The 24,867-nt window shown below is 65.5% G+C and carries 24 protein-coding genes and 1 pseudogene; 14 read left to right on the forward strand and 11 right to left on the reverse strand.

All coding sequences use genetic code 11. The features are described from left to right. Positions 1 to 9: 9 nt before the first annotated feature. From fliI to fliF, 4 genes are read right to left on the reverse strand one after another with little or no spacing between them, the layout of a single operon-like run. On the reverse strand, positions 10 to 1,404 hold the full coding sequence (gene fliI, locus AC1RCS_RS12320) for a flagellar protein export ATPase FliI (RefSeq protein ID WP_492245119.1): 1,395 nt from the start codon (positions 1,402 to 1,404) through the stop codon (positions 10 to 12). Then, complete coding sequence (locus AC1RCS_RS12325) at positions 1,394 to 2,116, reverse strand: FliH/SctL family protein (RefSeq protein ID WP_492245118.1); 723 nt, start codon at positions 2,114 to 2,116, stop codon at positions 1,394 to 1,396. Before AC1RCS_RS12325 ends, fliI begins: the two co-directional genes overlap by 11 nt. Then, positions 2,100 to 3,095: a flagellar motor switch protein FliG gene (gene fliG, locus AC1RCS_RS12330; protein WP_218296970.1), complete on the reverse strand. Its 996-nt coding sequence runs from the start codon at positions 3,093 to 3,095 to the stop codon at positions 2,100 to 2,102. Before fliG ends, AC1RCS_RS12325 begins: the two co-directional genes overlap by 17 nt. A gap of 27 nt (positions 3,096 to 3,122) precedes the next feature. Further along, positions 3,123 to 4,814 (reverse strand): flagellar basal-body MS-ring/collar protein FliF, encoded by a 1,692-nt coding sequence (gene fliF, locus AC1RCS_RS12335; RefSeq protein WP_218341828.1) that lies wholly within the window; start codon positions 4,812 to 4,814, stop codon positions 3,123 to 3,125. A gap of 173 nt (positions 4,815 to 4,987) precedes the next feature. Between fliF and fliE the strand changes: the two genes are divergently transcribed. Continuing rightward, the gene (fliE, locus tag AC1RCS_RS12340; protein WP_218296968.1) at positions 4,988 to 5,299 is read left to right on the forward strand and encodes a flagellar hook-basal body complex protein FliE; all 312 of its coding nucleotides are present in this window, start codon (positions 4,988 to 4,990) and stop codon (positions 5,297 to 5,299) included. Between the two features lie 412 nt (positions 5,300 to 5,711). Here the strand turns inward: fliE and AC1RCS_RS12345 are convergent, their stop codons facing one another. The 4 genes and pseudogenes from AC1RCS_RS12345 to AC1RCS_RS12360 all read right to left on the reverse strand — a co-directional run bounded on the left by AC1RCS_RS12345 (position 5,712) and on the right by AC1RCS_RS12360 (position 9,634). Further along, positions 5,712 to 6,011, reverse strand: a complete 300-nt coding sequence (locus AC1RCS_RS12345) for a flagellar protein FliT (protein WP_063461658.1) — start codon at positions 6,009 to 6,011, stop codon at positions 5,712 to 5,714. A gap of 3 nt (positions 6,012 to 6,014) precedes the next feature. Continuing rightward, complete coding sequence (fliS, locus tag AC1RCS_RS12350; protein ID WP_218296967.1) at positions 6,015 to 6,461, reverse strand: flagellar export chaperone FliS; 447 nt, start codon at positions 6,459 to 6,461, stop codon at positions 6,015 to 6,017. Positions 6,462 to 6,522: 61 nt separating this feature from the next. Then, on the reverse strand, positions 6,523 to 7,965 hold the full coding sequence (fliD, locus tag AC1RCS_RS12355) for a flagellar filament capping protein FliD (RefSeq protein ID WP_218296966.1): 1,443 nt from the start codon (positions 7,963 to 7,965) through the stop codon (positions 6,523 to 6,525). Between the two features lie 222 nt (positions 7,966 to 8,187). Further along, positions 8,188 to 9,634: pseudogene (locus AC1RCS_RS12360) on the reverse strand (flagellin N-terminal helical domain-containing protein). Positions 9,635 to 9,959: 325 nt separating this feature from the next. On the opposite strand from AC1RCS_RS12360, the gene AC1RCS_RS12365 reads away from it, so the two are divergent. From AC1RCS_RS12365 to AC1RCS_RS12410, 10 genes are all read left to right on the forward strand, one after another. Then, a complete protein-coding gene (locus tag AC1RCS_RS12365; RefSeq protein ID WP_369643497.1) occupies positions 9,960 to 11,435 on the forward strand; it encodes a flagellin N-terminal helical domain-containing protein in 1,476 nt (491 codons plus the stop codon). A 276-nt stretch (positions 11,436 to 11,711) separates the two neighbouring features. After that, positions 11,712 to 12,572 (forward strand): flagellar motor stator protein MotA, encoded by an 861-nt coding sequence (motA, locus tag AC1RCS_RS12370; protein WP_218296963.1) that lies wholly within the window; start codon positions 11,712 to 11,714, stop codon positions 12,570 to 12,572. Positions 12,573 to 12,720: 148 nt separating this feature from the next. Further along, a complete protein-coding gene (motB, locus tag AC1RCS_RS12375) occupies positions 12,721 to 13,653 on the forward strand; it encodes a flagellar motor protein MotB (RefSeq protein WP_369643498.1) in 933 nt (310 codons plus the stop codon). A gap of 72 nt (positions 13,654 to 13,725) precedes the next feature. After that, a complete protein-coding gene (gene cheY / locus AC1RCS_RS12380; RefSeq protein WP_010466076.1) occupies positions 13,726 to 14,112 on the forward strand; it encodes a chemotaxis response regulator CheY in 387 nt (128 codons plus the stop codon). 4 nt (positions 14,113 to 14,116) lie between these two features. After that, positions 14,117 to 14,743, forward strand: a complete 627-nt coding sequence (locus AC1RCS_RS12385) for a protein phosphatase CheZ (protein WP_218296961.1) — start codon at positions 14,117 to 14,119, stop codon at positions 14,741 to 14,743. 159 nt (positions 14,744 to 14,902) lie between these two features. Next, positions 14,903 to 16,057 (forward strand): EscU/YscU/HrcU family type III secretion system export apparatus switch protein, encoded by a 1,155-nt coding sequence (locus AC1RCS_RS12390; protein WP_218296960.1) that lies wholly within the window; start codon positions 14,903 to 14,905, stop codon positions 16,055 to 16,057. Continuing rightward, positions 16,054 to 18,135, forward strand: a complete 2,082-nt coding sequence (gene flhA, locus AC1RCS_RS12395) for a flagellar biosynthesis protein FlhA (protein ID WP_218296959.1) — start codon at positions 16,054 to 16,056, stop codon at positions 18,133 to 18,135. The genes AC1RCS_RS12390 and flhA overlap by 4 nt, the downstream gene beginning before the upstream one ends. Next, complete coding sequence (gene flhF, locus AC1RCS_RS12400; RefSeq protein WP_492245117.1) at positions 18,132 to 19,637, forward strand: flagellar biosynthesis GTPase FlhF; 1,506 nt, start codon at positions 18,132 to 18,134, stop codon at positions 19,635 to 19,637. The genes flhA and flhF overlap by 4 nt, the downstream gene beginning before the upstream one ends. Next, on the forward strand, positions 19,630 to 20,427 hold the full coding sequence (locus tag AC1RCS_RS12405; protein ID WP_218341823.1) for a hypothetical protein: 798 nt from the start codon (positions 19,630 to 19,632) through the stop codon (positions 20,425 to 20,427). Before flhF ends, AC1RCS_RS12405 begins: the two co-directional genes overlap by 8 nt. Positions 20,428 to 20,431: 4 nt before the next feature. Next, positions 20,432 to 21,148, forward strand: coding sequence for an RNA polymerase sigma factor FliA (locus tag AC1RCS_RS12410; RefSeq protein ID WP_218296956.1), 717 nt, complete (start codon positions 20,432 to 20,434; stop codon positions 21,146 to 21,148). A gap of 282 nt (positions 21,149 to 21,430) precedes the next feature. On the opposite strand, the gene AC1RCS_RS12415 is transcribed toward AC1RCS_RS12410, so the two are convergent. The 3 genes from AC1RCS_RS12415 to flgA form a co-directional block, all read right to left on the reverse strand. Next, complete coding sequence (locus tag AC1RCS_RS12415) at positions 21,431 to 21,829, reverse strand: hypothetical protein (RefSeq protein ID WP_369643500.1); 399 nt, start codon at positions 21,827 to 21,829, stop codon at positions 21,431 to 21,433. A gap of 24 nt (positions 21,830 to 21,853) precedes the next feature. Next, a complete protein-coding gene (flgM, locus tag AC1RCS_RS12420; RefSeq protein ID WP_218341822.1) occupies positions 21,854 to 22,174 on the reverse strand; it encodes a flagellar biosynthesis anti-sigma factor FlgM in 321 nt (106 codons plus the stop codon). A 93-nt stretch (positions 22,175 to 22,267) separates the two neighbouring features. After that, a complete protein-coding gene (flgA, locus tag AC1RCS_RS12425) occupies positions 22,268 to 23,059 on the reverse strand; it encodes a flagellar basal body P-ring formation chaperone FlgA (protein ID WP_218296954.1) in 792 nt (263 codons plus the stop codon). Positions 23,060 to 23,272: 213 nt separating this feature from the next. On the opposite strand from flgA, the gene flgB reads away from it, so the two are divergent. Genes flgB through AC1RCS_RS12440 form a run of 3 tightly spaced genes read left to right on the forward strand, consistent with a single transcriptional unit; the run spans position 23,273 to position 24,845 of the window. After that, positions 23,273 to 23,731, forward strand: coding sequence for a flagellar basal body rod protein FlgB (flgB, locus tag AC1RCS_RS12430; protein ID WP_218296953.1), 459 nt, complete (start codon positions 23,273 to 23,275; stop codon positions 23,729 to 23,731). A 37-nt stretch (positions 23,732 to 23,768) separates the two neighbouring features. Then, positions 23,769 to 24,173 carry a flagellar basal body rod protein FlgC gene (gene flgC / locus AC1RCS_RS12435; RefSeq protein WP_218296952.1) on the forward strand — a complete coding sequence of 135 codons (405 nt, stop codon included), beginning with the start codon at positions 23,769 to 23,771 and terminating at the stop codon, positions 24,171 to 24,173. Positions 24,174 to 24,191: 18 nt separating this feature from the next. Beyond that, positions 24,192 to 24,845 (forward strand): flagellar hook assembly protein FlgD, encoded by a 654-nt coding sequence (locus AC1RCS_RS12440; RefSeq protein ID WP_218296951.1) that lies wholly within the window; start codon positions 24,192 to 24,194, stop codon positions 24,843 to 24,845. Positions 24,846 to 24,867: the final 22 nt, after the last annotated feature.

Raw genomic sequence — 24,867 nt, forward strand, 5'->3', positions numbered from 1 at the left:
CCGCTGTGTTCAGTGGTCCAGCACCGCCGCCATGCCCGCGACGCTCTGGTCCATGGAGGCCGCCTCGAACATGTCCTGCTGCAGGAACCCCGCCATCTGCGGCTGCAGACGGATGGCCTCGTCCAGCGCCGGATCGGAGCCGCTCATATAGGCGCCCACCTGCACCAGATCGCGGCTTTTCTGGTAGCGCGAATACACCGCCCGAAAGCGCCGCGCCAGGTCGAAATGCCCGCGCGACACCACGTTGTGCATCACGCGCGACGCGGATTGCTCGATGTCGATGGCGGGGAAATGGCCCGTCTCGGCCAGCGCGCGCGAGAGCACGATGTGGCCATCCAGGATGGCGCGCGCCGCGTCGGCGATGGGGTCCTGCTGGTCATCCCCTTCCGAGAGCACTGTATAGAAGGCCGTGATGGACCCGACGCCATGCAGTCCGTTGCCGCTGCGCTCCACGAGTTGAGGGAGCTTGGCGAAACAGGAGGGCGGATAGCCCTTGGTGGCAGGGGGTTCGCCAATGGCCAGCGCGATTTCGCGCTGGGCCATCGCATAGCGGGTCAATGAATCCATGAGCAGCAGCACATGCTTGCCCTTGTCGCGGAAATGCTCGGCCACGGCCGTGGCATAGGCCGCGCCCTGCATGCGCAGCAGGGGGGGTGCGTCCGCCGGAGCGGCCACCACGACCGAGCGCGCGCGGCCGTCTTCGCCCAGGATGTCCTCGACGAATTCCTTGACTTCGCGCCCCCGCTCGCCGATCAGCCCCACCACGATCACGTCGGCGCGGGTGTAGCGGGCCATCATGCCCAGCAGGACGCTCTTGCCCACCCCAGAGCCTGCGAACAGGCCCAGGCGCTGGCCGCGCCCCACCGTGAGCAGGGCGTTGATGGCGCGCACGCCGGTGTCCAGAGATTCGCGCACGGGATCGCGGTCCATGGCATTGATCTGGCGGCGCCCCATGGGCTCGGACACCACGTCCTGCACCGGCCCGCCATGGTCCAGCGGCAGGCCCTGCGCGTCCACCACCCGTCCGAGCAGGCCCTCGCCCATGGGCAAGCGCAGCACACCGGCGCGCTGGATGGCCCGCGCGGGCTCGCCCAGTCGCGACATGGGAACGTAGGGTGCCGCCGGCACCACGCTCGCGCCGCTGGACAGCCCGTGGATGTCTCCCGCCGGCATCAGAAACGCGCGATCGGCGGAGAACCCCACCACCTCGGCCAGCACCGGGGCATGGCCCGGCATCTGGACCATGCACTGCGAGCCCACCGGCACGCGGATGCCCACGGCCTCCAGCACCAGGCCTGTCAGCCGCGTCAGGGTGCCGCGTGTTTCCAGCGGAGCGCCCTCGGCAACACGCTCGCGCGCATCCTCGATGAGGCGTGTCCAGGCGGCGGGGGCCTCAACGCTCATCGCCGCCCTCCTCCTGCCAGGGCGACTGGAGGCCCAGCGCCGCGATGGCGCGCTGCCAGCGCTTGTCCAGGCTGCCATCCACCACGGTGCCCGCAGACTCGACCAGACAGCCGCCTGGCGGTACTGCGGCATCGGCCATCCACTGCACCCCCGGCGCATCCATCTCCTCGCGCAGGGGCTGGGCCATCGCCTCCATGTCGGCGGGGTTCAACCGGACCATCGCGGGCCGGCCTTCGGTCACCAGCATGCCCACGGCCTCCCGCACCACGGGCTGCAGGGCATTGGGGTTGACAGACAGCTCCTGGCGCACCACCTGGCGTGCGATGTCGCACGCCAGTTCCAGCAGCTGCTGGGCCATCTGCTGCTGCATGTCGATCAGGCTCGCGTCCAGCGTCTGCATCACACCCTGAAGGCGCAGGGCGGCTTCGTTCCCTTGCTGCGCGATGTAGTCATCCATGCGGCGCTGCCACTCCAGTGCCGTTTGGGCCTGGCCCTGGGCAAAGCCCTCGGCATACGCGTCGTCACACGCCTGCTGGACCAGCGCCTGCTGCGCGGCCTCGTCTATTTCGACCGGAATCTCGGCCACGGGCTCTGGTTCTGGCTCGACGAGGTCGGAGCCATCCACGGCGCCAAACTTCCACTGGGTGAAATCGCCGACTTCCTCGCTGGGGATGAAGCGCGAGTACGAACGCTGGCTAGACGAAGGCATCATCACCGCCGGATCCAATCACGATCTGACCCTCGTCGGACAGGCGACGCACGGTCTTGAGAATTTCCTTCTGCTGGGCCTCGACTTCGGACAGCCGCATCGGGCCGCGCGATTCGAGGTCTTCGCGCAGCGCTTCGGAAGCACGCGAGGACATGTTCGAGAGGAACTTCTCGCGCAACTCCGGCACCGCTCCCTTGAGCGCAACGATGAGCGTTTCGGAAGCCACTTCCTTGAGCACGGTCTGGATCGCCTTGTCGTCGAGCTTGAGCACGTCCTCGAACACGAACATCTTGTCCATGATCTTCTGGGCCAGGTCGGGGTCGTAGCCGCGGATGGACTCCAGCACCACGGCATCCATGTTGCCGCCCAGCAGGTTGATGATCTCGGCCGCTGCCTTGACGCCGCCGAGCGAGCTCTTGCGGATCTTGTCGCCGCCGGCTAGCACCTTGAACAGCACCTCGTTGAGGTCCTTGAGCGCCGTCGGCTGTATGCCTTCGAGCGTGGCCACGCGCAACAGAATTTCACTGCGCTGGCGGTCCGTGAGGTGCATCAGGATGCCCGATGCCTGGTCGCTGTCCAGGTGCACCAGGATGGCCGCGACGATCTGGGGATGTTCGTTGCGCAGCAACTCGGCCACGGACAGCGGGTCCATCCACTTCAGGCTTTCGATGCCCGAGACGTCGCCCCCCTGCAGGATGCGGTCGATGAGCAGCCCGGCCTTGTCATCCCCCAGCGCACGCCGCAGCACGGCGCGCACGTAGTTGCCGGTATCCGACACCAGAAGGCTCTGCGCCGCCGCCGCGTTGGAGAACTTGTTGATGACCTCGTCCACCTTGTCGCGCGACACGGAGCGCATGCGCGCAATGGTTTCGCCGAGCTTCTGCACTTCCTTGGGCGAGAAATGCTTGAACACTTCGGCCGCCTCTTCCTCGCCGAGGGACATCAGCATGATGGCTGCGTCGTTGAGTCCTTGGTCGTCCATGGTGGTCGTCGTCCGTGATGTCGGCGGTCAGACTGGCTCGCCGTTGAGCCAGGTCTTCAGGATATTGGCCACGGCCACAGGGTTCTCCTTGGCCAGCACCCGCGCCTCTTCCAGGCGCAGCTGCTCCGGCGTGGCGGGAAGCACTTCGTTCTTCGCGGCGGGCGCAGGCAGCGCGGGGCGCTCGGGTGTTTCGGACTCCACGGCGTCGAGCTGGCCGCCGGCCACCGGGATGGCGCGGGGCTTGGCAGCGGCGCCGCCCTTGAGCGCCGGCCGCACCAGGCCCAGCAGCACCAGGGCCGCGAACAGAACCGCACCCACTGGCCAGGCGAAGGTCTTGGCCAGTTCGATCACTTCAGGCTGTTTCCACAGCGGAACGTCGTTGGCGGGCGTCGCGTCCACCTGGAACGGGGTGTTCATGAGGTTGACCGAGTCGCCACGATCCCGGTTGAAGCCAATGGTTTCGCGCACCAGGGCGGTCATCTGCTCGAGCTGCTCTGGCGTGAGCGCCTTGGATACCGTCTTGCCCTTGTCCTCGGCGGACTGGTAGTTCACGACCACCGCCGCACTCACCCGCTTGAGGGCGCCGCTGCCGCCACGCGTCACGCGCACGGTCTTGTCCACTTCGTAATTGGTGATGGATTCGCGCTTGCTCGCCGCTGCCTGCGCACCCTGGGCCTGCTGGCCCGCCGCCGTGGGTGCCGGATTGGCGCCGTTGATGGGCGCCGCAGCAGGAGCGGGAGGCTGGTTGGTCGTGGCGCCAGGCACGCCCGTGGGCAGCGGATTGCCCTGCGGACCGGAGCTTTCCACGATCTGCTGGCTGCGGATGGCGCTGGCATCGGTGGCGAGGTTGGGGCGGTGCTGCTCGGACGTGGATTCGGTCTGGGTGAAGTCCACCTCGGCCGTCACCTGCGCCTTGACGTTGTTGCGGCCCACCACGGGTTCCAGGATGTCCAGGATCCGGCGGGTGTACTGCTGTTCGATCTGCTGCACATACAGCAGTTGCTGCGCGTCGACCCCGGTTCCGGCGGCGCCATCGGGCGATTGGGACAGCAGCTTGCCCGTGTCGTCCAGCACGCTCACGGCGGAGGGCGCCAGTTCCGGCACGCTGGAGGCGACCAGGTGCACGATGCCCGCCAGCTGGGCACGGTCGAGCACGCGGCCGGGATGCAGGCTCACCAGCACGGAGGCCGAGGGTTTTTGCTGCTCCCGGAAAAAGCCATTCTGGTTGGGAAGCGCCAGGTGCACGCGCGCGCCCTGCACGGACGACAGCGCCTGGATGGAGCGGGTGAGTTCACCCTCCAGGCCCCGCTGGAAGTTCAGGCGTTCCTGAAACTGCGTCATTCCGAATTTGCTGGACTCCATCAGCTCGAAGCCCGCCACGGAACCCTTGGGCAGGCCCTGGGTGGCCAGGCGCAGGCGCACGTCATGCACGCGGTCCGCGGGGATCAGGATCGCACCGCCGCCGTCGGCATGCTTGTAGGGCACGTTCATCTGCGACAGCTGGGCGACGATGGCACCGCCATCCTTGTCGTTCAGGTTGGCGAACAGCACCCGGTAGTCGGGCTGGCGCCCCAGCACGATGGCCGCAATGGCCGCCGCCACCAGGAGTGCCGCACCCACGCCCAGCCGCATGCGCTGCGCCCTGTCCAGGGCAGACAGCCGCTGCAGCCAGTTCGGGCCGGCAGGGGGAGTGAGAGGAACTTCAGCAACTGCAGACATCTTGCTTTCCAGTAGGGCAGGCCCGACAAGGACCAAAGCGTGGGGTCGATTATTCGGCCACGCCCTCAAAATGTTCGCTGGATAAGCCGCGCGTTTGGCCATCAATTCAGAGCGATGGGCGGGGGCGCGATGGCTAGGATACGCAGCATACCCCCATTCCCACGGACACCGCCATGGACCTTCGCATCTCAAGCTCTACCGCCCCGCTCACGGGCGCTGGCGTGGCGCGCCGTGCTGCGGCGCCGCAAAACGACGCCAATGAAGTGGGTTTTTCAGGGGCGCTCAAAGGCGCGCTCCAGTCGGTCAGTGCGGCCCAGAACCGTGCCAGCGACCTGCAGACGGAAGTCCAGATGGAGAACCCCTCCGTCAGCCTCGAGGAAACCATGGTGGCGATCCAGAAGGCCCAGATCGGATTCCAGGCCACGCTGCACGTGCGCAACCGGATGGTGCAGGCCTATACCGACATCATGAACATGCAGGTATAGCAGGGGCGCTCCCCTGAGGCGCTGCGCGCCTTCCCCTCGCTCTCACAGCGCTGCGCGCTGTGAGCAAGGGGACGATGCCCTCGCTGCGGGGCGGCCCTTGCTGGACATCCCTCGCGGGGGGCGCGCCGGTATCTGGCAGCGCAGGTCTGCGCTTACTCCTGATTTTATAGCTGCTTGCGCTTTATGGATAAGCGCTACAGGCACTTTTTATTCCGTAAAAGACACGCCACACTCTCAGCCAGGGAGCTCCGCGACGCATCGCTGGCCGTGGCAGCTTCGTGACAAGCGTCAGGAATCAGCTGCTCTCAACTTAATAGCTGCTTGCGCCTGATGGACAAGCGGTAGCGCCGTATTTCATCCATGAAAAAACCGACCTCGCGGGGTCGGCTTTGTCTGGGGCTTGGCGCATGCCTCAATGCATCATCTGCGGCTGGCCTTCGAACAGGTGTTCGAACTGCGCCAGCCAGGGCTCAGCCAGGCAACGGATCTGGGCATCGTTGCGCAGGATGCGCTGCATGATGCGGGTCTTTTCGCGCCGGTGCTCTGGCAGCAGTTCGTGTTCCTGCGACTTGAAGCGCAGTTGCTCGATCAGCACGGCACAGGCTCCTTCATAGCGCACCACGCCATCCCAGTCCTTGAGCCTGGCGGCCTCCAGCATCTTGGCGCTGCTGTCTTCGATCGCCTTGTAGTAGTCAATCAGCATGTGGGACATGGTTCAGGCCTCCACCAGTGCTGGCTGCCCCGGGGTGGCGGCCTCCGCGACGGCGCCCGATTGCTTGATCTGGCTCCAGCCCTGCGCCACCGGCTCGATCAGGCGCATGACCTCCTGCATCATGGCATCGTCGTTGCGGGCATTCGCCAGGATCAGGCGGTGCAGGCAGTAGTCATACAGGGCTCCCAGGTTCTGGGCCAGCTCCCCGCCATCCACCTTGTCGAGCGCCGTGCTCAGCCCCTCTTCAATGATGCGGACGGCCTTGGAGATATTGTTGACCTTGCCCAGCACGTCGCCGCGCGCCATGGCACCCCGCGCCGTGGCGATGGAGTTCAGGACACCTTCATACAGCAGGCTGACCAGCTGGTGCTGGTCCATCGTGTGCATGCTGGTTTCTACATTGATACGCTGATAAGCGTTGGCTGCACGGGGGCTATAGGCGCTGAACATGCTGGCAATCCTTGCGATGTATTACTTTAGTTATCGGCTACAGCCAGAAAAACTGAAGCGGTCAGCCCGAGGATTTATTCCAGGTGGTCACCTGCTGCGAGATATACGCATTGAGCGCATTCAGGCTCGACATCTTTGTATCAAGGGCGGTGTAACGCGCCGTCAGGCTCTTTTCCAGGCGGTCCGCACGATCGTTGATCGTCTCCACGTCCTTGGCATTGAGCTTGAGGGATTGCTCGTAGATTTTTGCCTTGCTGGCGAAGAACCCGTCGTTTGCGAGCAGCTTGGTCGTGACCGCCTTGAATTTTCCGGCGAACCCGTCCTCCACGCTGCCGCCCTCCGGCCCCCGGAAGAAAGCCTTGACGTCGTCGGCGTTTTCCATGGCCTTGTTGAACTTGGTCGCGTCGAGCGTCAGGTTGCCGGTGGGTGCCACGTTGCCGAGCCCGCCCTCCGAGACCACTCCCACGGCAGACAGATTGCGCAGCGCGCCCGAGCTGTTCACGGACTGCAGCGCCATGCGCAAGGTGTTTTGCAAGGTCACCGCCGCGCTATCCCCCTGCAGCAACCCCGCCGTTTTGGTGCCCTGGTCGTACTTGGTGACCTCATTCAACGCCTGATTGATGGCGTTGTATGCGCTCACGAAGGCCTCGATGTTCTTCTTCACGGCAGAGTTGTCCTTGGCCACCGTCACCGCCACGTCGCCCGTGGTGACCTGCAGCGCCGTGAACGTCACGCCCGACACGGTATCGGCAAAGGCATTCGTTGCCGAAGTGACGGCAACGCCGTTGACGGTCGCGTTCGCGTTCGCCGCATACTCCGTCACGCCGCCCACCACGAGCCGCGACAGGCCCGCACCGTCCGCCAGGTTGCCGTCGGCGTCCGCCGCGCTCATCCGGTAGCCGGCATCCTCGCCCGTTGTCTTGCTGCGCAGCATCAGGCGCTCGCCGGAGGCATCGCTCAGCACGGTGGCCGTCACGCCGGCCTTCGAGCCATTGATCTTGCTGGCGACGTCCGCCAGCGTATCCGTGGCGCTGACTTCCACATTGACCGCGCCCGCGCTGCCCATCGTGAAGACCTTGGGCTCGCCGGACCACTTGCCCGTTTCAAAGGTCAGCGTGCCCGCCCCGACAGCCTGCTTGACGGGCGACAACGCCACGGATATGGAGGACTGCGCCTTGGCCAGGTTCTGCACCTGCACATTGAATGACGTCGCCGCGGCGCCGCCCACGGCGGAGACCGACACGGCTTCCGGTTTGGCGGAGGTCGCGCTCACCCCGTTCCAGCCCGTGACGCTGGCGAGCTTGCTGGCGGCATCGGCCAGCGTGGAGACCAGGGATTTGAACTGGCCGAAGGCAGACACCTTCGCATTCGTGATGGCCGCCTGCTGGTTCAGGCCGTTGGTCTTGGTGATGGGGATCTTCACGGCGTCGACCGAAGCCTTGATCAGCCCATTGACGTCCACGTTGCCGCCCAGGCCGATGCCTATCGATGAAAAGCTAGCCATATCCCACCTCCTGAATCCGTGTCGGGTTGAATCGCCAGAATTATCCAGGCCTTTGGCTTGTTGCATCCAGCCGATAAGCACCCAAGAAAGCCACCAATCTACCGCGTTGCAGCCCGATTGGCAAAAAGCGGAAAGCGGCGGCGACCAGGTCGCCTCCGCCTTGTGAGGAGCGGGCTTGTTTCACAAACCCGCCCCGCCTGTTCAACCCTCTGCCAAAGATGATCAGCGCAGCAGGGCCAGAACACCTTGTGGCAGCTGGTTGGCCTGGGCCACCATGGCCGTGCCAGCCTGCTGCAGGATCTGGGCGCGCGACAGGTTGGCGGTTTCTGCGGCAAAGTCGGCGTCCTGGATGCGGCCACGCGAGGCAGACATGTTTTCGGACGTGCTTTGCAGGTTGTTCACCGTGGTCTCGAAGCGCGACTGCAGGGCACCGAAGCTGGCGCGCTGGCCGTTGACGGCGGACAGGGCCGAATCGATGATCTTCAGGGCCTTGGTCGAACCGTCGACAGTCGACAGTCGACACGTCGATGGTGTTGACGGAATTCAGCGTCGAAGCACCGGCTGCCACGTACGCGGAGGTGCCGCCCAGAGAGAAGCCCTTGTCGGAGCTGAACTCCACCGTGCCACGCGAGTTGGCCGTGCCGCCAGCGACTGCCATAGACTGCGCGGCAGAGAAGGTCAGCGTAGCGGCCGTCGCGTTTTGCGATGCCAGGGTGGTCACGGCCACCGTCGAGTTGTTGACGATATTGATGTCCGAGCCCGCATCATTGGTCAGCAGGATGCCATCGCCGGCGCTGTTGAGCTTGGCGGTGATGCCGGTCTGCGATGCCACGTCATTGAATGCCTTGACGGCTTCGCCCAAGTCGGTTGCCGAGGTCGCGCTGAAGGTGATGTTGGCGGCGGTCGTGGTGTTGTCACCCTTGATCGCCAGGGACACGGCACCTGCCGTGGTGATCTTGAACTCGGACAGATTGCGAGCCGAAGCCGTCACGCCGGTGGTCTCGGCCGCTGCGTTGACCGCTGCGGCAATTTTCGAAGCCGTGTCGGCAGCGTCGACGTTCACCGTCTTGCTTTGCAGGCCGTTCACGATAACGGTCGCGGCGGCGGCGGCGGGGGCGGCGGCAGCCGCAGGAACGCTGGCCGAGGCCTTCAGCTGCGCACCATAGGTGGTCGTGCGGAAGTTGCCGGTGGTCGCCGTGATGGTCTGGTTGGCGTTGGCGCCCACCTGGAAGGTGGCGGAGCCGAACGAGCCGTCCAGCAGCTTCTGGCCATTGAATTCGGTCGTGGTGGAGATGCGGTCCAGTTCGGACAGCAGCTGGCCGACTTCAGCCTGGATGGCCTTGCGGTCGCCGGCGGAGTTGGTGGCATTGGCGGACTGCACGGACAGTTCACGCACACGTTGCAGGATGTCGCCAGAGGCCTTGAGCGCGCCTTCAGCGGTTTGCGCCAGCGAAATGCCGTCGTTGGCATTGCGCACTGCCTGGTTCAGGCCGCGGATCTGCGAGGTGAAACGCTCGGAAATGGCCAGGCCGGCGGCGTCGTCCTTGGCGCTGTTGATGCGCAGGCCCGACGACAGGCGCTGGATGGAGGTGTTGAGCGACAGTTGGCTCATACCCAGATTGCGCTGGGCGGTCAAGGAACTGACGTTGGTGTTGATGGTAGCTGCCATTTGCAAATCTCCTGAAAAGAACTGACTGAACATGGCGTTGCCGCCAACCTGGTGCCAGGCAAGGCACCCGGCCATACGGTTCACAGCGCCAGCATGGCCTTCTGTAGAACGGCGGGCATTTACGTCCCGTTGCAAATGTTTTCGGAAGCTGCGGCGAAAACTTTAGGGCGAAACGCACAAGTTGCAGGGTTTTTGTGCGCTTTATCGCACCACTGCGCACCGCGCTCGACTTTCACAATTCACCCATCGTTCCCGTCTTGTCTGCCGGACGGTGGGGCTTCTACCGGCGCAGATTTGGTTTTTCAAGCCTTTAAGGAGCATATCCATGGCAGCCACTATCAATACCAACGTCAGCTCCCTGACCGCCCAGCGCAATCTGGGCATGAGCCAGGCATCGCTCAGCACCTCCATCCAGCGCCTGTCGTCGGGCCTGCGCATCAACAGCGCCAAGGACGACGCCGCCGGCCTGGCCATTTCCGAGCGCTTCACCACCCAGATCCGGGGCCTGAACCAGGCGGTGCGCAATGCCAACGATGGTATTTCCCTGGCCCAGGTCGCTGAAGGCGCCCTGGCGGGCGCCAGCAATATTCTGCAGCGTGTGCGCGAATTGTCCGTGCAATCCGCCAATGCCTCCAACTCCGCCGGCGACCGCAAGGCCATTCAGGCCGAAGTCGGCCAGCTGCTGTCCGAACTGGACCGTATTTCCGTCACCACCGAGTTCAACGGCCAGAAGCTGCTGGACGGCTCGTTCGGCTCCGCCACCTTCCAGGTGGGCGCCAACGCCAACCAGACCATCACGGCGACCACCGGCAACTTCCGCACGACGACGTACGGAGCACAGCTCAAGCAGTCGGCGCCCGTGGTGGTGACGGCGGCGGCGGCCCCCACGGCGCTGACCGGCACGTTCGACATCGCCGGGCTGCAAACCAAGACGGTCACGCTCACCGCCACCGACACGATGGCCACCGCGGCCGCCAAAATCAACGCGCTCTCCGAATCCACCGGTGTCTCCGCGTCTGCACGCAACCAGGTCAACCTGACCACCTTCGTGGCTGGCGGCTCCTATTCGCTGGCGGTGAAGGGAGACAACGCGACCGCCGCCAACGTGACTTTCAGCGTATCCGCCGCCGGCGCGACCGCGGGCGGGCTGGCGGAAGCCATCAAGGGTTTCAACGACGTGTCGTCGCAAACCGGCATCACCGCCAAACTCAACGACGCCGGCGACGGCATAGTGCTCATCAATGAGTCGGGTGCCAACATCCAGATTCAGAACAACTCCCTGGCGGGCAACACCATTGCCGTGGGCGCCTACGATGCCGCGACGTCGGCCTCCACCGGCACCCCCACCTTTGTCGCGGGTGTCGCCGCTGCGCCCGCCGGCGGCTTTGCGACGGCCACCGGGTACCTGGAGATGAGCTCGGACAAGGGCTTCGCCATTACCAATCTGACGGGCACGCCCCCGGTCACGGCGACGGCATCCACGTTGAACGCCGTCAACGTCATCGACGTGTCCACCGTCGACGGCTCGACCAAGGCCCTGAAGATCATCGATTCGGCCCTGGCGGCAGTGAACGGCCAGCGTGCAAGCTTTGGTGCCTTGCAGGCGCGATTCGAGACCACCATCTCGAACCTGCAGCTGTCCTCGGAAAACATGTCTGCCTCGCGTGGCCGCATCCAGGACGCCGACTTTGCCGCAGAAACCGCCAACCTGTCGCGCGCCCAGATCCTGCAGCAGGCTGGCACGGCCATGGTGGCCCAGGCCAACCAGATTCCGCAGGGCGTGCTGGCCTTGCTCAAGTAGTAGTGGCACGCAGGCCTGGGTGGGCGAAAAGTCTCAAAAACAGGAGCATCTACCGCTTACCACACAACCACTAGAGGCCAATTTGGCCTCTTTTTTTGCGCCGTGTTGTGCTAACGTCATTGCGCGGCACGCCGGCCGCCAGGTCGTCCCAGGCAACCCGTTCGTTGGTCTGGCCCCTGCAATCCGATACATTTGAGAACACAGCGCCCGCGTTGTCTGCCCCCCTGAATCCGCCGCATCGTTTGCCCGCTCGCCGCAACTCATCACGCACAAAGCATGTTTGTCATCATCGGTTACGTCGTTTGCCTAGGCTGCATCTTCGGCGTGTACATCGTGCACGGGGGAAATATCAGCGTGATCCTGAAGGCCCTGCCCTTCGAGATCATCACCATCCTGGGGGGCGCGCTGGGCGCCTTCGTGGTGAACAACCAGCCCAAGGTGATCAAGGCCACCATGGCGGCCATCCCGATGGCGCTCAAGGGATCCAAGTACACTAAGGCGCGCTACATGGAGCTCATGGCGATGCTCTATGACATCCTGCAGAAGGCCCGCAAGGAGGGGCTGATGGCGATCGAAAAGGATGTGGAAGCACCCCACGAATCCGAGATCTTCAAGAAATACCCCACGGTGGGCAGCGACCACCACGTGATCGAGTTCACCACCGACTACCTGCGCATGATGGTGTCGGGCAACCTCAACTCGCACGAGATCGAGGCGTTGATGGACAGCGAGATCGACACCCACCACCAGGAGGCCCACGCGCCCGTGGCCGCGCTGGCGCGCCTGGCCGGCGCCCTGCCCGCGTTCGGGATCGTGGCCGCCGTGCTGGGCGTGGTGAACACCATGGGCTCGGTGGGCCAGCCGCCGTCGGTGCTGGGCGGCATGATCGGCTCGGCGCTGGTGGGCACGTTCCTCGGGATCTTGCTGGCCTACGGCGTGGTCGAGCCCCTGGGCGGCCTGGTCGAGCAAAAGACCGAAGATGCCGCCAAGGAACTGCAGTGCATCAAGTCCACCCTGCTGGCCAGCATGCAGGGCTACAACCCGGCCACGGCCATCGAGTTTGGCCGCAAGGTGCTTTTCTCCAGCGTCCGCCCCAGCTTCACCGAGCTGGAGGGGCATGTGAAGGGGAAGAAATGAGACACCGCCCTGGTGCGCAACGCGCCTTCCCTCCGCTCTCGCGGCGCTGCGGGGCGGACCTTGGCTTGCTGCCCTGGCTTGGGACACGCCGGCATCAAAGGCTGCGGGTGGTGCGCGGCGCCATGGGGAGCCGACGGGATAGCTGACCATGGCAGAAAAGAAGCTCCAGCCCATCATCATCAAGCGCATCAAGAAAGGCGGCCATGCGGTGCATGGCGGCGCCTGGAAGATCGCGTATGCCGACTTCGTGACGGCGATGATGGCGTTCTTCCTGCTGATGTGGCTGCTGGGTTCCACCGCCAAGGGCGAGCTGCAGGGGATTGCAGCCTATTTCGCGTCGCCGCTCAAGGTGGCCATGACCGGCGGCGACGGTGCCGGCAACAGTTCCAGCGTGATTCCCGGCGGGGGGAACGACCTGTCCAAGGTGCACGGCCAGGTGCGGCGCTCCGACGTGGAGGCCGCCAAGCAGCGCCGCATGAGCATCGACGCAGCCCGGGCCGAGCAGGCCAAGCAGGACCTGGACCGCATCAAGGCGCTGGAAGCCAAGATCGATGCGCTCATCACGGAAAACCCGCGCCTGAATGAATACAAGTCGCAGATCCGCATCGACATCACGCCCGACGGGTTGCAGATCCAGATCATCGACGACCAGAACCGCCCCATGTTCGACAGCGGCAGCGCGTTGGTGAAACCCTACATGCGCGACATCCTGCGTGAGATCGGCGCCGCCCTCGGCGGGGTGGAAAACCGCATCAGCCTGGCTGGCCATACCGATGCAGTCCCCTACGGAAACAGCGACCGGGGCTACAGCAACTGGGAGCTTTCGGCCGACCGCGCCAACGCCTCGCGCCGGGAGCTTGTCTCGGCCGGCATGCCAGACGCTAAACTGGGACGTGTGGTGGGCCTGGCGGCCAGCGATCTGCTGGAGCCAAAGAACCCGCGCGCACCCGCCAACCGGCGCATCACCATCACGGTGCTGACCCGGGAGGCCGAAGAACGACTCATGGGCAAGGGGATTCCCGAAATCACTTCGACAGAACTGTTGAATGAAAAGCGGGAAAATCCCCCCCTCGGCAGGTAAACGTTACGACTTGTCACCAACCCTGCCACCCATGACAATACTTACAGCCATTTCCGACCGAAAGGGTCCCACGTGACCACAGCCCTTCGTTTTTTGATCGTTGACGACTTCTCCACCATGCGGCGCATCGTGCGCAATCTGCTCAAGGAAAGCGGCTTTGCCGATGCCGACGAGGCCGAAGATGGCGTGGCCGCCCTGAACAAGCTGCGCAACAGCAAGTTCGACTTCGTGGTGACCGACATCAACATGCCCAACATGAACGGCTTCCAGCTGCTGGCGGAAATCAAGAAGGACGACAAGCTCAAGCACCTGCCCGTCCTGATGGTCACCGCGGAAGCCCGCAAGGAAGACATCGTGGCCGCCGCGCAGGGCGGGGCCGCCGGCTACATCGTCAAACCCTTCACCAAGGCAACACTCGAAGAGAAAGTGACCTTGATCCTGAAAAAGATGGGGCTATGACACCATGGACGACATACCGGACAACAGCCAGCCGCCTGCGGATGTACACCACAAGATCGGCCTGCTGACACGCCAGCTGCACGACTCGCTCAACGAGCTGGGCTACGCCGACAAGCTGCGCGGCTCCATGGGCGAGCTGCCCGACGCCCAGAGCCGCCTGTCGTACATCGCCCGGCTGACCGGGGAAGCCGCCGAGAAAGTGCTCAACCGCGTCGAGCAGGCCAAGGCGCAGCACGACTACATCGCCGCCGAGACGCGCCGTGTGGTGACGTCCCTGGTCAAGGACCCGGTGGCGGCCGTGGCCAAGGGGGAAATCATGAATTTCCTCACCGATGTCGAGCGGGTGACGAAGGAAGCCGACACGCACCTCACCGAAATCATGATGGCGCAGGACTTCCACGACCTGACCGGGCAGGTGATCGCCCGGGTGGTCAACCTCGCCGCCACCATCGAGGACCAGCTGGTGCAGCTGCTGATCCAGACCGCCCCCCCCAATGCACAGGTGGCCGCCGTGGCCGAACCGCCCCGCACCCAGCACCTGCAGGGCCCCGTGGTGGACCCCGAGCACACTCCCGACGTGGTGACCGACCAGTCCCAGGTGGACGACCTGCTGGCCAGCCTCGGCTTCTGAGGCTGCGGCCACGCAACGCCGCCCGCGGCCCTGCGGCGGCCGCAGGCGCCACGCCGGCGCCTGTTACGTCTCTGAAAAGAGGGGGCTGCAGCCTCCTTATCGGCCTTTAGATTTCCGGGTCGCTCACGACAATGGCATGACACGAGCCGTCATGCCACCATGGAATCCAGCCAAGAAAAAAGCCTACCCGCGTCAGAGCGCAAGCTGCAGAAAGCGCGCGAAGACGGCCAGGGAGCACGCTCGCGCGATCTTTCCCACCTGGCGATCCTGGGCGCGGGCGCGGCCTGCCTGCTCATTCTGGCCCCCCAGCTGATGGACCACATGCAGCGGGCGATGAGCCAGCAGCTCGCGTTTGACGCCACCACCGTCATGGCGCCCGGCACCATGCTCAAGCGCCTGCAGGACATGGTCGTCGTGGGCCTGGTGGCCAGCGCGGTGTTCGCCATCCTCACCGGTGCCGCGGCCCTGATCAGCGCCATCGGCGCCGGCGGCTGGATTCTGAGCCTCAAGCCCATTTCGCCCCAGTTCAACCGGCTCAATCCGATCTCGGGGCTCGCCAACCTGTTTTCCAAGCAGCAGATGGCCAACGTGGCCAAGATGGTGCTGATGACCGCGGTCCTGAGCTACGTGGCCTGGAAGTTCATGGGCAGCAGCATCGACACGGTGGCCATGCTGGTGCTGCAGCCCTCCCCCATGGCCATCCGCCAGCTGGCCGACTGGCTCACGTCCGGCATGAGCCTGCTGCTCCTGGTGGTGTTCCTGGCGGCGCTGGTGGACGTGCCCCTGCAGGCCTACTTCTTCAAGGCGCGCCTGAAGATGTCTCACGAGGAAATCAAGCAGGAGCACAAGGAATCCGACGGCAACCCCCACACCAAGGGCCGCATCCGCCAGAAGCAGCGCGAGATCGCCGACCGTGCCAGCGTGGGCGCCGTTCCCAAGGCCGACTTCGTGGTGATGAACCCCACCCACTACGCCGTGGCGCTCAAGTACGACGAGAAGACCATGAGCGCGCCGCAGGTCATCTCGCGCGGTACCGACCTCATCGCGCTCAAGATCCGCGACGTGGCCAAGGAGCACAACGTGCCCGTGCTGCAGTCGCCCATGCTGGCCCGGGCGCTGTATGCCCATGCCGAACTGGACCAGGCCATTCCCGCCACGCTCTACACCGCCGTGGCCCAGGTGCTGGCCTACGTCTACCGCCTCAAGGCCGCCCTGCGCGGCGAAGGCCGCATGCCCGACAGCCTGGTGGAGCCGTTTGTGCCCCCTGAACTCGATCCGCTGAACCGCACGCCCGTGCAAGGTGCCGCCGCATGAACACCTCCGTGAAATCTTTGCAGCAATGGGCGGGCAGCAATGCCAACGCCCTCCAGGGGCTGTCGGCCCCGTTGCTCGTGGTGGCCATCCTGGCGCTCATGGTGCTGCCCATCCCGCCGTGGCTGCTCGACGCGTTCTTCACGCTGAACATCGCCGTGGCCCTGATGGTGATGATGGTGGCGGCCTACATGCTGCGCCCCCTGGATTTCGCGGCCTTTCCCTCGGTGCTGCTGCTGACCACCCTCATGCGCCTGTCGCTGAACGTGGCCTCCACCCGCGTGGTGCTGCTGGAAGGCCACACGGGTCCGGGCGCCGCCGGCGCGGTGATCGAGGCCTTCGGCCACTTCCTGATCGGTGGCAACTTTGCCGTCGGGCTGATCGTGTTCGCGATCCTGGTGGTGATCAACTTCGTGGTGATCACCAAGGGCGCCGAGCGCATTGCCGAAGTGTCGGCCCGCTTCACGCTGGACGCCATGCCCGGCAAGCAGATGGCGGTGGATGCCGACCTGAACGCCGGCCTGATCGACGAGAAGGAAGCCAAGCGCCGCCGCGCCGAAGTGGCCGAAGAAGCCAACTTCTTCGGGTCCATGGACGGTGCCTCCAAGTTCGTGCGCGGCGATGCGGTCGCCGGCATCCTGATTCTGCTGATCAACATCATCGGCGGCTTCGCCATCGGGGTCTTGCAGCACGACCTGTCGGCCAAGCAGGCGGCTGATAGCTACATCCTGCTGGCCATTGGTGATGCGCTGGTGGCGCAGATTCCCGGCCTGCTGATCTCGGTGGCTGCGGCCATGGTGATCTCGCGCGTGGGCAAGGACCACGACATGGGCCGCCAGATCGTGCAGCAGCTCTTCATGTCGCCCCGCGTGCTGGGCGTGACCGCCGGCATCCTGCTGCTGCTGGGCCTGATTCCGGGCATGCCCCACGTGGTGTTTCTGACCATGGGTGGCCTGCTCGCCTATGGCGCCTGGGTGCTGCATGAACGGCAGAAGGTGCCGCCCGAAGTCGAGGCCCCGCCCGCCCCCGTGAGCGACGGCGAAGCCACCTGGGACGACCTGCAGCCCGTGGACCTGCTGGGCCTGGAGCTGGGCTACCGCCTGATCAGCCTGGTGGACAAGAGCCGCCAGGGCGACCTGCTCACGCGCATCAAGGGCGTGCGCCGCAAGTTTGCGCAGGAAGTCGGCTTTCTGCCGCCCGCCGTGCACGTGCGCGACAACCTCGAATTGAAGCCCAGCGGCTACCGCATCACGCTGCGTGGCGTGGTGGTCGGCGAAGGCGAGGCCTTCCCCGGCATGTTCCTGGCCATCAACCCGGGCGGCATCACCACGCCCCTGATCGGCACCCCCACCACCGACCCCGCGTTCGGCCTCCCAGCACACTGGATCGACGACCGCCAGAAGGAAGCCGCACAAATGGCGGGTTTTACGGTCGTTGATTCCGAAACCGTGATGGCCACCCATTTGTCACACTTGATGCAAGTGCAAGCCGCCAAGCTCCTCAGTCGCACGGAAACGCAGCAACTCGTGGAGCACGTGGCCAAGCTGGCTCCCAAGCTCATCGAAGAAGTGGTCCCGAAAATGGTCTCCATCGCAACGTTCCAGAAAGTCCTCCAGCTGCTGCTGGAAGAGTCTGTGCACATCCGCGATATCCGCACCATCATCGAAACGCTGGCCGAGTTTGCCGGCGGCATCTCCGACCCGGTCGAGCTGGCCCGCCGCGTGCGCATCGCGCTGTCGCCCGCCATCGTGCAGCAGATCTACGGCCCCACCCGCGAACTCAACGTCATCGCCATCGAACCAGGCCTCGAACGCCTGCTGGTGCAGGCGCTGGGCAACACGGCCGGCCCCGCCCTGGACCCTGGCGTGGCCGACATCCTCACGCAAAAGGCCGCCGAGGTGGCCCTCAAGCAGGAAGAGATGGGCCTGCCCGCCTGCCTGCTGGTGCCAGACCAGATCCGCAATGCCATCTCCCGCCTGGTGCGCCGCGTCGCGCCCCGGCTGCAGGTGCTTGCCCACAGTGAAATCCCCGAGACCCACACCATCCGCATTGGGCCGATCCTTAGAGGTGCATCAGCATGAACATCAAACGCTTCCACGCTCCCACATCCCGGGAGGCTCTGGCCAAAGCGCGCATGGCCTTTGGTGACGGCACATTGATCCTGTCCAACCGCCCCACGGCCAACGGCGTCGAAGTCGTGGCCACGGCCGAGGACACGCTCTCGGCGCTGGACGGTGGTGGCGCGGGCCCGTCCGCCAACCCGCCCTTGCTGGCCCCCACACCGGCGCGCAGCGCGCCCCAGCGCGCAAGCCAGGCAGCAGCAGCCGCCGCCAGCACCCTGGGCCGCAACCCGGTGGAGGAAGACACCGAGCAGCTGGCGATGAGCACGCTGTCGTTCCAGGACTATGTGCGCGAGCGCATGCTGCGCCGCCGCCACGAGGCGCTCAATGGCCCGGCCGAACCGCAAACCCTGTCGGAGCGCAGCCGCGACCAGGAACCGGAGCGCGAACGCATGCCCGCGCCCGCCGTGGCGCGCCACAACCCGCTGCGCACCATCCCCATGGACATCCCGCCCGAGCCGCCACGCCGCCGGCAGGAGCCCGCCGTGAGCAGCGCCGTGCAGTCGGCCGCCAACCAGCAGAGCGTGATGAGCGAGCTGCACGCGATGAAGGAACTGATCGAGGACCGTTTCAACACCCTGGCGTGGCTGGGGCAGGCGCGGCAGAACCCCATCCAGTCCAACCTCATGCTCAAGATGATCCGCGCAGGCTACTCCCCTTCCCTCGCCCGTGCCGTGCTGGAGCGCATGCCCGAGGAGCTGTCGGCCGCCGAATCCGTGCGCTGGCTCATGGAGGTGCTGGAGCGCAACCTCAGGACCGACCTGGCCGAACCCCCGCTGTACGAACAAGGCGGCATCTTCGCGCTGGTGGGCTCCACCGGCGTCGGCAAGACCACCACCACCGCCAAGCTGGCCGCGATGTGCGCGCGCATCCACGGCCCCGGCAGCGTGGGCCTGATCACGCTGGACACCTACCGTGTGGGAGCCCACGAGCAGCTGCGCACCTACGGCCGCATGCTGGGCATCGTCGCCCACCTGGCCCACGACCGCGCCGCGCTGCAGGACCTGCTGGGCCTGCTGTCGGGCAAGAAGATGGTGCTCATCGACACCACGGGCGTGGCCCCGCGCGACCCGCGCAAGCGCGACATGCTCGACGTGCTGGACCTGCCCCATGTGAACCGCCTGCTGGTGCTCAACGCGGGCTGCCATGGCGACACGCTCGACGATGTGCTCACGGCGTTCAAGACCGAAGGCTCCCAGCAGGCCATCCTGTCCAAGGTGGACGAAGCCGTGAAACTCGGCCCGGCCATCGACGCACTGATCCGCCACCAGATGGTGCTGCGCGGCGTGACCAACGGCCAGCGCGTGCCGGAAGACTGGGAGCGCGCCGATGCACACAAGCTCATCAGCACCTCCATGCGCGCTCCCGCCAAGTCGGCTTTCGACCCCAAGGCAACCGACCTGAACTTCTTCTTCTCGCATTCGCCCGACACCATGAACGAACGGGGGCTGGTCGATGCTTGATATCGGCTTTCACCAGGCGGCAGGCCTGCACAGCTTCACCCCGCAATCGGAACTGCGGGTGGTGGCGGTCGCCAGCCAGGACAACGCGGGCACCGGGCTGGAGACGCTGTGGCAGATCTGCGCGAGCCTGCAGCGCCTGGGCTACCCGGTGGTGGTGCTCGATGGCACCGCCCAGGAGACGGACGACAGCCCAGGGCTGCTGCACCTGCTGCAACAGGCGCCCTGGAACGAGGGTGTCAGCCTGAACATGGGGGCCATGGCCTCCTCGCTGGCGGTGATTCCGGCGGCGAAGGGCCTTCTGCGCATCAGCCGGGAAGCCAGCCGCAATGAAACGGCACCCCTGCCCAGCCTGCTGCCCTATTTCCGGACCTACGGGTTGATCGTGCTGCACGCGCCTGCGGCCACGCTCGGGCCGCTGCTGACGCACACGTCCACCATACCGCTGGTGGTGATGGGCGACGGATCGGCCGGCGTGCTGACCAGCTACAAGAGCCTCAAGCAGATCGCCCTGCACACGACCCTGCCCTGCATGGTGGCGGCCTTGCTGCGCGGCGACACCGCCGCCGAACGGCGCAAGACACAGCACGCGCTGCTGACCCTGCAGGACTGCGCGGAGCGCCACCTGGGTGGCCCGGTGCGCACGACCACCATCGCCACGCAGAACCCCCAGGACCTCCAGCGCCTGGCCTTGCAACTACTGGAAAATGCGGGCACTATCAGTGAATCGCTGACTGCGCTGCCACCCAGCAACTTGACAGGCATGCCTGCGCATTTTGTCCGGAGCCACTGATCTGATGTACACCGCCAAAGGCCAGCTCGATCGTGATGCGCTGATCCGCCAGCACGTCCCGCTGGTGCGAAGGATTGCGCACCACATGATCGCCAAGCTGCCGCCCAACGTGGAGCTGGACGATTTGATCCAGGTCGGCATGATGGGCCTGGCGGAAGCACTCTCGCGCTACGAAGCCGCCCAGGGCGTGCAGTTCGAGACCTTCGCGACCCAGCGCATCCGCGGCGCCATGCTCGACGAGTTGCGCGAGGGCGACTGGATGTCCCGCAGCTCGCGCAAGAGCCAGAAAGACATCGAGCACGCCGTGCAACGGCTGGAGCAGAAACTCGGTCGCAGCCCGCTCGAATCCGAGATCGCCAGTGAAATGGGCATGAACCTGGCGGACTACCAGAACCTGCTGGGCAAGGTGCGGGGCACGCAGCTGGTGTACCTGGAAGACATGACACACGGCAACGAGGACGACGACGGTTTCCTGGACCGCCATGTTGCCGACGGCGATGCCGACCCCATGGAATTGCTGCGCGACCAGCGGCTCAAGATGTCCCTGGTCAACGCCATCAAGAGCCTGCCCGAGCGCGAGCAGCACATCATGGGCATGTACTACGAGCACGACATGAATCTCAAAGAGATCGCGGCCGTGCTGGGGGTTACCGAGTCACGGGTGTGCCAGCTGCACAGCCAGTCCATCGCCCGCTTGCGTGCCAAGATGCGGGCGCATTAGGGCTCCCTGAGGCCATGGCTCCCCCTGAGTCGCCTGCGGCGCCTTCCCCCTGAGGGGGACGCCACCCCTGGACTGGCGAAGCCAGATCCACGGTGGCACTGGTATTGGGCTGCGACCGTTTCGACGGCCATTGCGCAAGGCCGAACTCCGACGTACGGACCCCGGTTCGCTATCGATGGGATAGCTGCTTGCGCTTGACTTGCGTTGGATCAAGCCGGTTTGGCCATTCAAACGCAGGTAGCTCAAGCGCTGGTAGCTATCTTTTTTGAGTTGCGACTCGACTCAGCCCGCCGACTTGTAGATCCGTGCCACGCCGGGCTTGCCGGGCTGGGCGCCGCGGCCGTCGCCATAGGTGGCGGGGGAGCCGGCCTGGGGCAGCAGGCTGGCAACCTGGCGGTCGGCGTTGGCGGACAGGCGGGCGAGGCCCTCGCGGTGATTGGCGAGCATGTCGCCGATGGCATCCACCCTCTTTTGCAACTGCGCGGGCAAAGGCAGGCCCCGGGCCGCCGCCTGCTCCAGGACGCGCGCGAACTGGGCCGCAGCATCCCGCAGGGCCATGCTGTTTTTCTCAAGGGATGGGGGATCTGCCGCAAGAAGGGCGGCGGAGACTTTTTCGATCAGCTGTTCAACAGCCGAGAGGGATTCTTCCAGCGACATGGCCCATTGTGCGCTGGATGGCATCTGGCTGCCAAGCGAGCTGTGGGATCAGCCGCGGGAGCGGGAGAGGATTTCCTGGGCGTTGGTGAGCATCTTGTCGGCAATGGCCTCGGCATCCACCGAGAACGTGCCTTTTTCGATGGCCGTGCGCACGGCCTTGACCTTGCCGGCATCGAAATCGCCCGTGGAACGGGCCGTCTGGTCCAGTGCGCGGGCTGCGGTGGACACCGTGACGGGCACACCGGCGGTTGACACGGCCGCTGCGTCCTTGGCGGCTCCTTCAGCAGCGCTGGCAGGACTTTTGGCCTGCTTGGCAGGCCCCGTCTGCGCCAAGGCGCCCGGGAGTTCCGGTTTTTGACCAATCTTCATCGCTCTCTCCACCACCCCGCTTGATGTGGGGCACAGTAGCAATGTTTTCGACCCTTTTGGCCCGGACTTTAGCCATTTATCGCCACAGCGTCATCAAAGAGCCACGACCACTGTCCCAGTCTCATTCACAGTTCCACTGACAACGCGGCCATTGTCCATGCGGATGCGAACAATCTGCCCCGCTGCCCCTGCCGACATTGCCTGGCCGGCCGATGTCACAGCATAGCCCGGCCCCTGCGCGACCACCTTGACCTGGGCCCCTGCCCGGAAAAGATGCGGGGCCCGCACCATGGTCTGGCGCAAAGTCTGCCCAGCGACCAGCTGGCGGGCGGCCACCTGCCCGACCCACAGCTCCGGATTGGCCATGACGGCCGCCGACTCCTCGGCCCAGTCCACCTCGGCCTGCGTCGCATCGTTGGCCGTGAGGATGGCGCCAGGAGCCACGGGGTTGATCAGCACCCAGGCGGGGCCAAAGGCCTTGACGGTCACCGGAAGATACACGTTCCATGCGGTCTGCCCCTCCACGCAGCGCAGTCCCAGGCGCGTACGCCCCCACAGCCGCGCGCCGGCCGGCAGATAGGGCTCAACCCGCGCACACGGCGCCAGCCGCAGCCTGGAATCCAGTGAGCCAACGCTCACTTCCATCCGCAAGGGGAGCCCCGCAGGCTGGTTGCGCGACATCGCATCGTCCAGCCAGCGCTGGGTCAGCGGCCCCAGGTCGGCCGCGGGATCGGCGGCGGCCTGCGCGAACGCGGCGCCGCTGCCGCCGGCCACAGCGGCCGCCAGCGCCACGCCCGCCAGGGCGCGGTGCGCGGCCACCTGCCCGCGCAAGGACACAGCCTGCGCGCAGGCTCGGACGAAACGGGAAGAAAAGATCGATGGCATGGGGCCTCCTGGGCGTCGCGCGTCTTCCCGCGCAGGGCGGCAAAGACTATTTCACGACTGGAACTATAGGCAGCCGGGCACAGCGCAAAACCCGAAACTGCGCGCCCATTTCCTCGTTCTTCGCGCTTTAGAAAAAAGCCACGGTTTCCATAATCAAGCCACGCCGGAAAGCCCCCTGCCCGGCGCCATTGCAACCCAGGGTGTGAGGCAACCATGCTTGACAAGATGACCAACCGGCTGGACTTTCACGGCAACGCGCTGACGCTGCGTGCCGAGCGCCAGCGCGCCATCGCCAGCAACATCGCCAACGCCGACACCCCGGGCTACGTGGCACGCGATTTCAGCTTTGGCGACGCGATGCGCGAAGCCACGGGGTCCGGATCGGGCGTAACCCGCCTCGCCACCGCAGGCTCCGTGGGCACCACGGGCAACCTGGGGGCCAAGGGCGCCACAGACCCCCGCCACATTCCACTGCCCGCGGCCAGCACGGGCACTGGCGCACCCGGCGCACTGGGCTATTCCGTGCAGGCGCAGCCGAGCCTGGACAACAACACGGTGGACCTGGACCGGGAACGCGCGAACTTTGTCGACAACGCGGTGCGCTACGAAGCCACGCTGCGCTTCATCAACGGCAACGCCAAAACCATGCTCAGCGCGATCCAGGGCCAGTAAAGCCCACCGCATTGCAGCGCAGAAAGCGAGTCACCCCATGTCCATGTTCTCCATCTTCAGCGTGTCGGGCAGCGCCGTCAGCGCGCAGTCGCAGCGGCTCAACGTGGTGGCCAGCAATCTGGCCAACGTCGATGCGGTGGCCGGCCCCGACGGCCAGGCGTACAAGGCGCGCCAGGTGGTGTTCCAGACCGCGCCGATGGGCGCCGACAGCTCCGCCGGCGTGCGGGTGAGCGCCATCAGCGAAAGCAACACCCCCGGGCGCCGCGTGCACGACCCCGCCCACCCCTCGGCCGACGAGCAGGGCTACGTGACGCACTCCAACGTCAACGCCGTGGAGGAAATGGTCAACATGATCTCCGCCTCCCGTTCGTACCAGAACAACGTCGAGGTCATGAACACGGCCAAGTCGCTGCTTCTCAAGACCCTGCAGATGGGCCAGTAATTTCCGGGAGACCCCACCATGATCCTCAGCGCCACCAACGCCCCTTCCGTGACGGATGCGACCGGCACGAAAGCCAACGCCGCCACCGACCCCGCCGCCGCGCAGGACCGGTTCCTGAAGCTGCTCGTCGCGCAGCTGAACAACCAGGACCCGATGAACCCGCTGGACAACGCGCAGATGACCTCGCAGATCGCGCAGATCAACACGGTGACCGGCATCCAGCAGCTCAACCAGACCATGCAGAGCATGTCCGAGCAGTTCAACTCGCTGCAGGTGATGCAGGGCACGGCGCTGATCGGCCGCAACGTGATGACCGAAGGCTCGAGCGTCGCCGTGGCCGACAAGGTCGGCAAGGGCGGCTTCGAGCTGCCCTCGGCCGCCACGAACGTGAAGATCGAGGTCACCACCGCGGGCGGCCAGGTGGTGGACACCATCGACCTGGGCGCCAAGGCCGCGGGCCGCCACACGTTCGAGTGGGATGCCAGCAAATACACCGGCGCCACCGATGCGCTGCAGTTCCGCGTCAGCGCCGTCAACGGCTCGGCCAAGCTGTCGAGCACGCCGCTGTCCCTGTCCAAGGTCACCGCCGCGGGCGCCGAGGACGGCCAGCTCAAGCTGACGCTCGCGAACGGCAAGACCATCAGCTACAGCCAGATCAAGGCCCTGGTCTAACGCCGGCCCAAACCCTTTCTTC

This window comes from Acidovorax sp. GW823-FHT01C06 (assembly GCF_058798375.1).